This window comes from Pleionea sp. CnH1-48 (assembly GCF_024124665.1).
Taxonomy (GTDB): Bacteria; Pseudomonadota; Gammaproteobacteria; order Enterobacterales; family Kangiellaceae; genus JAMXSB01.
On the sequence record NZ_JAMXSB010000006.1, the window covers coordinates 335557 to 348548 of the forward strand.

Annotated in this window: 11 protein-coding genes, 5 tRNA genes and 2 rRNA genes; all 18 read right to left on the reverse strand. The window is 42.7% G+C overall.

What is annotated here, in order from left to right:
- Positions 1 to 41 precede the first annotated feature (41 nt).
- Positions 42 to 4175: a DNA-directed RNA polymerase subunit beta gene (gene rpoB / locus NH399_RS11895; protein ID WP_253040457.1), complete on the reverse strand. Its 4134-nt coding sequence runs from the start codon at positions 4173 to 4175 to the stop codon at positions 42 to 44.
- Between the two features lie 213 nt (positions 4176 to 4388).
- Positions 4389 to 4760, reverse strand: coding sequence for a 50S ribosomal protein L7/L12 (gene rplL / locus NH399_RS11900; RefSeq protein WP_253040458.1), 372 nt, complete (start codon positions 4758 to 4760; stop codon positions 4389 to 4391).
- A gap of 54 nt (positions 4761 to 4814) precedes the next feature.
- Entirely contained in the window at positions 4815 to 5345 is a 531-nt protein-coding gene (gene rplJ, locus NH399_RS11905) for a 50S ribosomal protein L10 (RefSeq protein ID WP_253040459.1), read from the reverse strand.
- 240 nt (positions 5346 to 5585) lie between these two features.
- Complete coding sequence (rplA, locus tag NH399_RS11910; protein WP_253040460.1) at positions 5586 to 6287, reverse strand: 50S ribosomal protein L1; 702 nt, start codon at positions 6285 to 6287, stop codon at positions 5586 to 5588.
- A 3-nt stretch (positions 6288 to 6290) separates the two neighbouring features.
- Entirely contained in the window at positions 6291 to 6719 is a 429-nt protein-coding gene (gene rplK, locus NH399_RS11915) for a 50S ribosomal protein L11 (protein WP_253040461.1), read from the reverse strand.
- A 66-nt stretch (positions 6720 to 6785) separates the two neighbouring features.
- Positions 6786 to 7319 (reverse strand): transcription termination/antitermination protein NusG, encoded by a 534-nt coding sequence (nusG, locus tag NH399_RS11920; protein WP_253040462.1) that lies wholly within the window; start codon positions 7317 to 7319, stop codon positions 6786 to 6788.
- A gap of 13 nt (positions 7320 to 7332) precedes the next feature.
- Entirely contained in the window at positions 7333 to 7698 is a 366-nt protein-coding gene (gene secE / locus NH399_RS11925) for a preprotein translocase subunit SecE (RefSeq protein ID WP_253040463.1), read from the reverse strand.
- 82 nt (positions 7699 to 7780) lie between these two features.
- Positions 7781 to 7856: transfer RNA gene (locus NH399_RS11930), tRNA-Trp, on the reverse strand.
- 44 nt (positions 7857 to 7900) lie between these two features.
- The gene (tuf, locus tag NH399_RS11935; RefSeq protein WP_253040452.1) at positions 7901 to 9085 is read right to left on the reverse strand and encodes an elongation factor Tu; all 1185 of its coding nucleotides are present in this window, start codon (positions 9083 to 9085) and stop codon (positions 7901 to 7903) included.
- A gap of 107 nt (positions 9086 to 9192) precedes the next feature.
- A tRNA-Thr gene (locus NH399_RS11940) sits at positions 9193 to 9268 on the reverse strand.
- A gap of 6 nt (positions 9269 to 9274) precedes the next feature.
- Positions 9275 to 9348: transfer RNA gene (locus NH399_RS11945), tRNA-Gly, on the reverse strand.
- Between the two features lie 24 nt (positions 9349 to 9372).
- A tRNA-Tyr gene (locus NH399_RS11950) sits at positions 9373 to 9456 on the reverse strand.
- Positions 9457 to 9535: 79 nt separating this feature from the next.
- Positions 9536 to 9611 (reverse strand) — tRNA-Thr (locus tag NH399_RS11955).
- 73 nt (positions 9612 to 9684) lie between these two features.
- Complete coding sequence (locus NH399_RS11960) at positions 9685 to 10473, reverse strand: type III pantothenate kinase (RefSeq protein ID WP_253040464.1); 789 nt, start codon at positions 10471 to 10473, stop codon at positions 9685 to 9687.
- Positions 10470 to 11444 carry a bifunctional biotin--[acetyl-CoA-carboxylase] ligase/biotin operon repressor BirA gene (birA, locus tag NH399_RS11965; protein WP_253040465.1) on the reverse strand — a complete coding sequence of 325 codons (975 nt, stop codon included), beginning with the start codon at positions 11442 to 11444 and terminating at the stop codon, positions 10470 to 10472. Before birA ends, NH399_RS11960 begins: the two co-directional genes overlap by 4 nt.
- Positions 11441 to 12457 (reverse strand): UDP-N-acetylmuramate dehydrogenase, encoded by a 1017-nt coding sequence (murB, locus tag NH399_RS11970; RefSeq protein WP_253040466.1) that lies wholly within the window; start codon positions 12455 to 12457, stop codon positions 11441 to 11443. Before murB ends, birA begins: the two co-directional genes overlap by 4 nt.
- 113 nt (positions 12458 to 12570) lie before the next feature.
- Positions 12571 to 12686: ribosomal RNA gene (rrf, locus tag NH399_RS11975) — 5S ribosomal RNA — on the reverse strand.
- Between the two features lie 129 nt (positions 12687 to 12815).
- Positions 12816 to 12992 (reverse strand): 23S ribosomal RNA (locus NH399_RS11980); the annotation flags it as partial.

A 12992-nucleotide genomic window follows, 5' to 3' on the forward strand; every position in this document is an offset into this window, starting at 1 on the left:
CAGGAGAGGGCAGCTTTTACGCTGCCCATGCAATCTCGCCCTTATTCAACCTCTAGCTCAATATCGATACCTAACGAACGGATCTCTTTCACCAATACGTTGAAAGATTCCGGCATGCCAGGTTCCATACGATGATCGCCATCAACAATGTTTTTATACATGCGCGTTCGACCATTAACGTCATCCGACTTAACTGTTAGCATTTCTTGCAGAGTATATGCAGCACCATAAGCTTCTAGTGCCCATACTTCCATCTCTCCGAAACGCTGACCACCGAACTGAGCTTTACCACCAAGAGGTTGCTGAGTTACAAGACTGTACGAACCAGTAGAACGAGCATGCATTTTGTCGTCTACCAAGTGATTCAACTTCAGCATATACATGTAGCCGACAGTGACAGGGCGGTCAAATTTATCACCTGTACGTCCGTCGAATAACCATGTTTGACCCGAGTTAGGTAATCCACCCAGCTCAAGTATATGCTTGATTTCAGATTCATGAGCGCCGTCGAACACAGGTGTAGCCATCGGAACACCCTTCTTCAAGTTATTCGACATCTGCATGATCTCTTCATCACTTAATGAATCCAGATCAACTGTTTTCTCTTCTCGATGGTTGTACACCTGATCCAGGAAGCCGCGAACTTTTTCGACTTCAGCTTTCTGCTCAAGTAATTCACCAATCTTATTACCGACCCCTTTTGCGGCCCATCCTAAGTGAGTTTCGAGAATCTGACCGATGTTCATACGAGACGGTACACCCAGAGGATTCAATACGATATCAACTGGCTCACCATTTTCCTGAAACGGCATATCTTCGACAGGAACGATGTTAGAGATAACACCTTTGTTACCGTGACGACCAGCCATCTTGTCACCAGGCTGTATACGACGCTTAACCGCCATGTATACTTTAACAATCTTCAGTACACCAGGAGCAAGATCATCGCCTTGAGCAATCTTAGATTTCTTGATCTCAAGACGCTTCTCATATTCTTTACGCTGTTCTGCCAGGTACTCAGATAAAGCTTCTAATTCTTGCTGCTTTTCTTCATCCCGTAGCTGAACTTCCATCCACTGTTTTGGTGCTAGACCATCTAAGTATTCAGCAGTTAACTCACTGCCTTTCTTAAGAAGACTTGGACCTTTTTCTGCAACACAGCCCAATACCAGACGATAAGCACGCTGATAGATGTTGCCTTCTAGAATTCTTAACTGGTCATTAAGATCTTTTTTCGCTTTGATGATTTGGCTCTGCTCGATTTCAAGTGCACGAGAATCTTTTTCAACACCATCTCGAGTAAACACTTGAACATCAATAACAGTACCAACTGTACTTGAAGGTACACGTAGCGAAGTGTCTTTAACATCGCTAGCTTTCTCACCAAAAATAGCTCTTAACAGTTTTTCTTCTGGTGTTAACTGAGTTTCACCTTTTGGCGTTACTTTACCAACAAGGATATCACCAGGTTTAACTTCTGCACCGATGTAAACGATACCCGCTTCGTCAAGCTTAGCTAACGCGCTTTCACCTACATTAGGGATATCAGCAGTAATTTCTTCTGGCCCTAACTTTGTATCACGAGCGATACAGGTTAGCTCCTGAATATGGATACTGGTGAAGCGATCTTCTTCTACTACTCGCTCAGAAATAAGGATTGAATCCTCAAAGTTGTATCCATTCCATGGCATAAACGCCACAAGAAGGTTTTGACCAAGAGCCAGCTCACCTAAATCAGTAGATGGGCCATCAGCCAATACGTCACCGCGAGCAATAACATCGCCAACACGAACGATTGGTCGCTGATTGATACAAGTGTTCTGGTTAGAACGGGTGTATTTAGTGAAACTATAAATATCAACACCAGCGTCATCAGTCGTTGTTTCGTCATCATTAACGCGTACAACCACTCGTGACGCATCAACAAAGTCGATAACTCCACCACGTCTAGCTTTAACAGTTACACCAGAGTCAACTGCTACGGTACGTTCCATACCAGTACCAACTAATGGCTTCTCAGCTTTAAGCGTAGGTACCGCTTGACGTTGCATGTTCGATCCCATCAATGCACGGTTCGCATCATCGTGCTCCAAGAAAGGAATCATTGAAGCAGCAACAGAAACGATCTGCTGTGGTGATACGTCCATATATTGGACACGATCAGGCGTTGTCAAAGAGAACTCACCTTCATGACGGCTAGTTACTAAGTCATCGGTAAGATTACCTTCACTATCAACGTTTGCATTTGCCTGAGCGATAATATATTTGCCTTCATCAATTGCGGACAAATACTCGATTTCATTCGTTAATTTACCATCAACAATCTTACGATATGGACTCTCTAAGAAACCGTAATCATTGGTTCGAGCATAACAAGACAATGAGTTAATCAAACCAATGTTTGGTCCCTCAGGTGTCTCGATAGGACATACACGACCATAGTGAGTTGGGTGAACGTCTCGAACTTCAAAACCAGCACGCTCACGAGTCAAACCACCAGGCCCCAATGCAGAAACACGACGTTTGTGCGTGATTTCTGATAATGGGTTATTTTGGTCCATAAACTGAGACAGCTGGCTAGAACCAAAGAACTCTTTAATTGCTGCAGAAACTGGCTTAGCGTTGATTAAGTCTTGAGGCATCAAGTTTTCTGACTCAGCCTGACTCAAACGCTCTTTAACTGCTCTTTCTACACGAACAATACCGACACGGAATTGATTCTCGGCCATTTCACCAACGCTTCGAACACGTCGGTTACCTAAGTGATCTATATCATCAACAGTGCCTTTACCGTTACGAATATCAACTAAGGTCTTGATAACTTCTAAAATGTCAGAGTTATCACCATGTTCTTCTTTTAAACCAACAGAAAAACTGTCAGTTAGCTGTTGGAAATACTTACCGTCATAAAGAACACCAGGACCAACAAGATCTTCGCGATTGACTCGACGATTGAACTTCATTCGACCAACACGAGATAAGTCGTAACGATCTTCGGTAAAGAACAGGTTATGGAATAACGCTTCAGCAGCTTCTTTTGTTGGCGGCTCACCAGGACGCATCATTCGATAGATTTCTACCAATGCATCTAATGGCTCACGGGTTGGATCGATTCGTAATGTTTCAGAAATGTAAGCACCACGATCCAAATCGTTGGTATATAAGATTTCAAAAGAACGAACGCCAGAGTGGAAGATCTTGCTTAATAGATCTTCAGTGATCTCAGCATTCGCTTCTGCCACCAACTCACCAGTTTCTTCATCAACAAGATTCTTAGCTAATGCTTTGCCATGCATGAACTCAACAGGCACTTCTAATCTTGTTAAGCCAGCTTTATCCATCTGGCGAATATGGCGAACCGTAATACGTCGGCCTTCTTCAACAATAAGATTACCTTCTTGATCTTTAATATCAAAAGATAAGGTTTCGCCACGAAGACGCTCAGGAATAAGATCTAACTCTACTTTACCGTTATCACTCAAATGAGCGGTATCGGTATCAAAGAAAAGCTCTAAAATTTCTTCAGTATTGTATCCCAGAGCACGCATAAGAATAGTCGCAGGCAATTTACGACGACGATCGATACGTACGAAAACGCAGTCCTTAGGATCAAACTCGAAGTCTAACCATGAACCACGGTAAGGGATAACTCGTGCGTTATAAAGTAGCTTTCCAGATGAGTGTGTTTTTCCTTTATCGGAATCAAAGAACACACCAGGCGAACGGTGTAATTGTGAAACAATAACACGCTCGGTTCCATTAACAACGAAAGTTCCATTTTCCGTCATTAACGGCATTTCGCCCATATAAACTTCTTGCTCACGAATATCCTTAATTGCACCCGTTTTAGATTCCTTGTCATAAATAACTAAACGAATCTTCACTCGCAAGGGTGCAGCATAGGTAACACCTCGAATTTGACATTCTTTAACATCAAAAACAGGTTCGCCTAAACGATAGCTTACATACTCCAGAGCAGCAGAGCCTGAATAGCTGGTGATAGGAAAAACAGATTTAAACGCCTGATCCAATCCTGATCCATCATCACCTCGACCTTCTAAGAAGGCACGATAAGAATCAAGCTGGATTGCGAGCAAGTAAGGGACATCTAATATTTTGGAACTTTTCCCAAAATCCTTACGGATTCGCTTTTTCTCTGTATATGAATACGCCATCTGGGATCCTCAGTTAGCTCACTACGATAACACACGAAACAATCAACTATTGATACGGAATAGCTGACTGCAAATTTCTCGGGCCGGCACCTTAAGAAAAGCCCGTATCAATGCCCAACATTTTGCCTTTTTTGAAACGGCAAAACGGCCGATAGCTCTAGGCTACCAGCCGAATTGAATTTTTGGCGATTAACTCGCCAGAAGCGAAAAAAATTACTTAATTTCGACTTCTGCACCAGCTTCTTCAAGCTGCTTTTTAACGTCTTCAGCTTCTGCTTTCTCAACGCCTTCTTTAACAGTTGCAGGAACACCCTCAACCATTTCTTTCGCTTCTTTAAGGCCAAGACCTGTAATTCCACGAATTGCTTTGATAACAGCAACTTTGTTGCCACCGAAGCTTTTCATTACTACGTCAAACTCAGTTTGTTCAGCAGCAGCTTCTGCTGGGCCAGCAGTTGCAACAACTGCAGCAGCAGCGGCAGCAGTAACACCGAATTTCTCTTCCATAGCTTCAACAAGCTCAACAACTTCCATTACGCTCATTTCAGCAATTGCATTTAAAATATCATCTTTAGACAGAGCCATGACTCTTTCTCCTGGTTAAAAAAATTAAAACTAAAAACTTGTTTGTACCGACAATTACGCTGCCTCTTTCTTCTGATCGCGAACTGCAGCAACCGCACGAGTAATTTTTGACGGGAACTCGTTTAGAGTTCGAGCCAACTTCGTGATTGGTCCATTCATTACGCTCATCAAAGAAGCAATGGCTTCGTCTTTGGTTGGTAGTGAAGCAACAGCTTCAAGCTGCTCTGCACCATGCAACTTGCCACCAATAGCAACAGATGTAGCTACTAGCTTTTCATTTTCTTTCGCAAAATCTTTTACCAAGCGCGCAGCCGCACCTGGTGCATCGATAGAAAACGCACAAATTACTGGACCAACTAAGGCATCAGCCATACAAGCGAACTCGGTATCTTCGACTGCACGTTTAGCTAATGTATTACGTACTACTTTTAAGTAGACGTTAGCTTCACGGGCTTTAACACGTAACTCAGTCATTTGTTCAACTGTGAGTCCGTGGTATTCGGCAGTAACAGCTGATAATGCACGAGAAGCAACTTCGTTAACTTCTGCGACTATCGCCTTCTTGCCTTCAAGTCCAAGTGCCACTATGTTCACCTCCAGTTTATCCCTCTCAACAATCAAGAGGGCTTAACAATTTCTGACTATTCGTAAAAACAATCAGACATTCACAACGATGAACCGCCCAGGATACTGAGTCGGGTTACACCGTCTACGCAGGCTTAATTAAGGAAGAGATTCAACTTCCACCTACGGTCTTTGACGATTCCTGACTAACAAACGTTAACCAGGAACCCCAGCTCTGGCTCACTCTCGTGAGTCAAAAGCTTAATCTTTTAATTCGATAGTGCCTTGCTCTACTGCTAAACCAGGACCCATAGTTGAAGAAAGAGTAACTTTCTTCATGTAGGTGCCTTTTGCAGAAGCAGGTTTTGATTTTTTCAATGCAGCAATTAAAGCACCTAAGTTTTCTTTAAGAGCATCTGCATCAAAATCAATCTTACCGATAGTCGCGTGGATGATGCCGTTCTTGTCTGTACGATACTGAACCTGACCAGCTTTAGCATTTTTAACAGCTGTTGCTACGTCTGGAGTAACAGTTCCGACTTTAGGGTTAGGCATAAGACCACGTGGACCAAGAATCTGACCTAGCTGACCAACAACGCGCATTGCGTCTGGACTTGCGATAACAACGTCGAAATCCATTTTGCCAGCTTTTACTTCAGCAGCAAGCTCGTCCATACCAACGATGTCGGCACCCGCTTCTTTTGCTGCATCAGCGTTCGCGCCTTGAGTAAATACTGCAACGCGAACATCTTTACCAGTTCCGTGAGGCAATACAGTTGCACCACGAACTACCTGGTCTGATTTACGAGGGTCAACGCCAAGATTAACAGCGACATCAACACCTTCTTTAAATTTAACGTTAGACAATTCTTTTAATAAATCTAAAGCTTCGCCCAAAGCGTATACTTTAGTTTTATCAGTCTTTTCACGAATCGTACGCTGACGTTTAGATAATTTAGCCATTGATTAACCCTCTACATCCACGCCCATAGAACGAGCACTACCAGCAATTGTATTTACAGCGGCGTCTAAATCAGCAGCAGTTAAGTCAGGTTCTTTTGCTTTAGCAATTTCTTCCAACTGAGCACGTGTGATTTTGCCAACTTTCTCAGTGTTAGGACGCGAGCTAGCCTTCTTAAGACCTAGCGCCTTTTTGATCAATACTGATGCAGGAGGGGTTTTAGTGATGAACGTAAAGCTACGATCGCTATAAACAGTGATAACAACAGGAACAGGAAGACCTTTTTCCATTTTATCAGTTGCAGCGTTAAAAGCTTTACAGAATTCCATGATGTTCACACCATGTTGACCCAGAGCAGGACCAACAGGTGGACTTGGGTTAGCCATACCGGCGGCTACTTGTAGCTTAATATAAGCTTCTACTTTCTTAGCCATTATTTACACCTCATTTGGGTACAAGCGCTTTTCAGCTCCCCGTTTAACACGAATAAAGGTAAACCTTTACCCTTTCTCAACTTGGCCAAACTCTAACTCCACAGGAGTAGAACGACCGAAAATCAAAACAGAAACCTGCAAACGACTTTTTTCGTAATTAACCGACTCGACCGTCGCATTAAAGTCCGCAAATGGACCATCAATTACACGTACAATTTCGCCAGGCTCAAATAATGTCTTAGGCTTAGGCTTATCACTGCTATCTTCAACTCGTTGTAAAATAGCATTAGCCTCTTTCTCTGATATAGGAGCGGGTCTATCTGACGTCCCACCAATAAAGCCCATTACACGAGGAGTTTCTCGAACTAAGTGCCAAGACTCATCACCCATGTCCATTTCGACCAGAACATAACCAGGGAAAAACTTGCGCTCGCTTTTACGCTTTTGGCCAGCTCGCATTTCGACTACTTCTTCAGTCGGCACTAATATCTGACCAAATTTTTCTTCAAGACCATGTAATTCGATTCTCTCTAAGAGCATCTTTTTTACTTTAGACTCGTAACCGGAATAAGCTTGAACTACGTACCAACGCATTGTCATATAAAACTCTCCCCTAGAAGCTCATGATCTTGTCAATTCCAAAGGCTAAACTTGCATCGACAGCCCACAAGAAAAGGGAAATTATGCCCACAAAAATAACAATAATAACGGTTGTTTGAATAGCTTCTGGACGCGTTGGCCAGACAACCTTTCGAACTTCCATTCGAGATTCTTTAGCAAACTGAACCGCTTGCTGACCCTTCTCGGTTTGAGATGCAACAAATAATGCAATCCCCAAGATCACCAAGATAGATACAGCTCGAATTAAAACAGATTCGTCAGCAAAATAATGATTACCATATACAGAGGCGGCAATTAAGATAGCTGAGATTAGCCATTTGATGCTGTCAAATCGATTAGTATTTGCTTCAGTACTCACAGTGTAAAACCTTTTGCTATATACAAAGCAAGGCCATAGCCCCACCCTTATTCAGAGTAAAGACTAAGCCTTGCATTTAATGTGGCAGGCCAGGAGGGAATCGAACCCCCAACCTGCGGTTTTGGAGACCGCTGCTCTGCCAATTGAGCTACTGGCCTATTTATCTAACCCATTATTGGGTCAGACAAATATTCTTTCAACATTATTCGAAGATTTTAGCAACAACACCAGCGCCAACAGTACGGCCACCTTCACGAATCGCGAAGCGTAAACCTTCGTCCATCGCAATCGGAGCAATCAACTCTACTGACATTTTGATGTTGTCACCAGGCATTACCATTTCAACGCCTTCTGGTAACTCGATAGAACCTGTCACGTCAGTTGTACGGAAGTAGAACTGAGGACGGTATCCTTTAAAGAATGGAGTGTGACGTCCACCTTCGTCTTTGCTCAGAATGTATACTTCTGATTCGAACTTAGTGTGAGGAGTGATAGTACCTGTGTGAGATAATACCTGACCACGCTCTACGTCTTCACGCTTAGTACCACGTAATAGTACACCTACGTTGTCACCTGCACGACCTTCGTCCAACAACTTACGGAACATTTCTACACCTGTTACCGTAGTTTTCGTAGTCTCTTTGATACCTACGATTTCAATCTCTTCACCTACTTTAACGATACCGCGCTCTACACGACCTGTTACAACAGTACCACGGCCTGAGATTGAGAATACGTCTTCGATTGGTAACAAGAATGGCTGGTCTACAGCACGCTCTGGCTCTGGGATGTAAGTGTCAAGTGCGCCCGCTAACTCTACGATACGCTCTTGGTACTCTGCATCACCTTCTAACGCTTTCAACGCTGAACCACGGATGATTGGCGTGTCGTCACCTGGGAAATCGTAAGTGTCTAACAACTCACGCACTTCCATTTCAACCAACTCTAACAACTCTTCGTCGTCTACCATGTCGCATTTGTTCAAGAATACAACAATCTTTGGTACACCTACCTGACGTGATAACAAGATGTGCTCACGAGTCTGTGGCATGGGGCCATCTGCTGCTGAACATACTAAGATCGCGCCGTCCATCTGAGCAGCACCTGTGATCATGTTCTTTACATAGTCAGCGTGACCAGGGCAGTCAACGTGAGCATAGTGACGGATGTCTGACTCATACTCTACGTGAGAAGTTGCGATTGTGATACCACGCTCTTTCTCTTCTGGTGCGTTATCGATCTCGTCAAACGCTTTCTGCTCTCCACCAAACTTCGCTGACAATACTGTACACATTGCCGCTGTCAAAGTTGTTTTACCGTGGTCAACGTGGCCGATAGTTCCTACGTTGACGTGGGGTTTCGTACGTTCAAATTTTTCCTTAGACATGGGATGCCTCCGAAAGCGTCTAGAAACAATTACTAATAACTGCAGTTCTGCGAAAATAGATTATTTATTACTTTCGCACCAAGATATCAAAATAGCGCTGCAACCGATGGTGCTGATAACCAGATTTGAACTGGTGACCTCTCCCTTACCAAGGGAGTGCTCTACCGACTGAGCTATATCAGCGTAATCTGGAGCGGGTAGCGGGAATCGAACCCGCATCATCAGCTTGGAAGGCTGAGGTTCTACCGTTGAACTATACCCGCAACATAGTCCTGTAGGACAGAAAATGGTGGAGGGGGCTGGATTCGAACCAGCGAAGCTTTCGCGTCAGATTTACAGTCTGATCCCTTTGGCCGCTCGGGAACCCCTCCAGAGCAAACTTTCTAATTGTAGAGGAAGGAGCTTTCCTTCCTTCTTTAATAACAGAACATAGCTCTATTATTAGGAATATGGTGCCGACTGAGGGATTCGAACTCTCGACCTACTGATTACAAGTCAGTTGCTCTACCAACTGAGCTAAGTCGGCTATTCACTTGGGTTTCACCCCAAAAGCGAGGCGCAATTGTAGCGGCATGATTTCAAAATAGCAATGCCTAAATTTAATTTTTTTTCACTCTGGTTAAAGCTCGAACGAAAAGGCCGTCCAATACAAGATTTTGGTGGTATTTAGTGCAAAATCCACTCATTTCTAACCGTTTTCTCAACTTATTAAACAGTACTTTCCCGTCTCCTCCAGTGAAAATGACAGCAGAAATGGAGTACTCGGCCTTAATTTTTTTACATTCCTGAAAAATAAAGCCAAGAAAAAGCGCTAAGTTCCCATTATAGACGCATTCTGCAGTATTTTTTCCGAGTATATCCATGGGATCTTTGTTATCTTTCTTAAAAAGAATATCCTCGGTATCTTTCAAAAGAGACTTAAGGGCCATTTGATAACCTATGGAAATAAAGCCTCCTAGGTGTTTCCCTGATTCATTAATTACATCAACAGTCAGTGCTGTACCAGCATCAATAACCATAACTCCCTTGTTTAACATATTTTGCGCTGCAATCATCGCTAACCAACGATCAACCCCCATATCCGAGACTTTGTCGTAAGCATTAACAAGCCTCCCATAGCTCTGCTCTGTTTTTGCAACAAAAAACTCGGCATTTTGCCAGGGGCAGCTATTACGCATTAGCTCAATCAATGATGGTCTAACCGAAGATAAAGCAATGAGTTCCGGCTGGTCTTTCGAGCAGGAAGTATTGATCATGTCCCATAATTGCTCAGGGACTTCCATTTCTTGATGCTCTAGAACACCGGAATCCAGTAGTTTTCCAGCTTCTTCAAGACAATACTTGCCCCACTTTATTCTAGAATTACCGATATCAAGCGCAAGAATCATAATTCTTCTCTCAAGCTGATTTCTCCGGCGGAAAAAGAGGTTTCTCCTTTAGCGGTCTGTAGCAACAATGTTCCGTCAGCAAGAACCTCTTTATAGATTCCTTTGATTGACTGATTAGGAAGTAATAAATTTACCGTTTTTCCAGAGTATTCATCGTATGAATCCCACTTTTCTTTAAACTCCCCAAATCCCTTTTCAGAGAATAAAACCAAGTCATTCCAAATCTTGGTAATAACCGAACCAATTAATTCACCCCGAAGTTGAGTAGTAGAGAAAGGTTTAATATTGATCCACGGCTGATCAATCACATTATTGTCTGGCATATCCCAATTTAGCCCTACGCCAATAACTATGTCAGTAGAATTCATATTAGAGCTTATCGTTTCAATGAGTATCCCGCCAACCTTCTTTGAATATAATCGAAGGTCATTTGGCCATTTCAATTGAATATCCGATACCCCAGCAGTTTTCAAGCTCTCAGCAATGGAACACCCTACGGTTAAACTTAAGCCGGATAATTCGTGTATGCTGACAGGTAACCGACACCTTAAAGACATGTAGATGTTACGAGCAAAAGGGGAATGCCACTCTCGTCCTCTGCGCCCTCTTCCTTCACTTTGATATTCAGCAACACAAAGATACGGCTCAGCAGAATCAACTTTCATCGTCGACAAATATCGATTCGTAGATGCAATATCAGTGAAGATAAGAATTTGGTTATGCTCACAGAAAATAGAGGAGAGTCTTTTATAAAGGTCATTATGCTCAATAAGATCTAATTTGGACGAGAGCTTATAGCCTTTTCCCTGAACACAATAAATATCAGCCCCTACTCCCTTTAGTTTATTAACAGCTTTCCACACTGCTGTACGGGAGACATCTAGCTCATTTGCTATATCTTGTCCTGAGTGGAATTGTCCATCGCTGATTATGGCCAATAACTTTTGCTCAAAGGACGCACTTTTTCTCATCTAAATATTCGAACCTCAGGTTCCAAGTTAATCCCATAAGTATCATTAACGGCTTTTTGAACACTCAAAGAAAGCTCATATATATCTTGACCAGTTGCTCTCCCGTAGTTCACTAGAACCAATGCCTGCATCTCATGAACGCCAGCGTCTCCTATGCGATAACCTCTTAAACCAAGTCTATCTATTAGCCATCCTGCAGCTAGCTTATATCTATTCTCAACTTCAGTATCATAATAAATTAAGCTAGGAAAAGAGCTTTTTAGCTCGTCCAGTTTATCTTTATCAACAACAGGATTTTTAAAAAAACTCCCAGCATTACCTAAAGTTGTTGGATCAGGCAATTTACTCGCCCGAATTTTCATCACTTCCTTCGCTACATCTATAGGTCCATAGCTGCCCTCAATCTTGTTGTTGAAGGTTAATTGTAGTGGCCCATAATCAATCACAGGCTCAAATGACTTATTCAGAATAAATGTTACTTTAAGAATAAGATAGCGATTTACTTCTTGTTTAAAAATGCTATCTCTATAACCAAATTTGCAATCACTTTTTGTTAAAGTAACTCTTGTTCCTGTATTCAGATCATAAGCTTCAAGAGAATAGAAGTGCTTTTCTAGCTCAACACCATAGGCTCCAATATTTTGGACAGGTGCGGCACCTACTGTGCCAGGAATAAGAGCGAGGTTTTCGAGACCAGAATACCCATCAGCTAATGTTCGCAAGACAAATTGATGCCAATTATCACTTGCTCCAGCTTCAATCAATACATGGTCTTTTGTTTCTTCTTTAATCTCATAATTATTTATTTCGGCCTTTAGGATTAAACCGTCAAAATCGTTAACAAAGAGGAGGTTTGAGCCTGCGCCAATGATCAGGTGACGGCTATATTTAGCCATCTTTTTTGAAAGAAGTGAAAAATCAGAATCACTACTTAGGGTAATCAAAGTCCTAGCGACGGAGTCGACCCCAAATGTATTCAGTTTTTTTAAGCTGACAGAATTTTCTTCTAACAAGTTATTTGCCTAAAGATAGATAGAGCATTCTATTTTAACAAATAATGCCCGCCGAATATCATCCTTAAAACGAAAAAACCCCAACATCATTGATGCTGGGGTTTAAAATAAAAGCCTGGCGATGACCTACTCTCACATGGGGAAGCCCCACACTACCATCGGCGCTGAACGTTTTCACTTCTGAGTTCGAGAAGGGATCAGGTGGTTCCCGTTCGCTAATGCCACCAGGCAAAACTGGTCGATATTTCTATCTTCTTCGATTGACCGCTTATCGCCATCAATCTTCAATCTGGATTCGTCATACAAGCACTTAAGTGCATTCGTTCAATGCCACCTAAGGAAACTCCTTGGGTGTTATATGGTCAAGCCTCACGAGCAATTAGTACAGGTTAGCTTAATGCCTCACAGCACTTCCACATCCTGCCTATCAACGTCGTAGTCTTCAACGGCTCTTCAGGGAGCTTAAAGCTCCAGAGAAATCTTATCTTGGAAGGGGCTTCCCGCTTAGATGCTTTCAGCGGTTATCCTGTCCGAA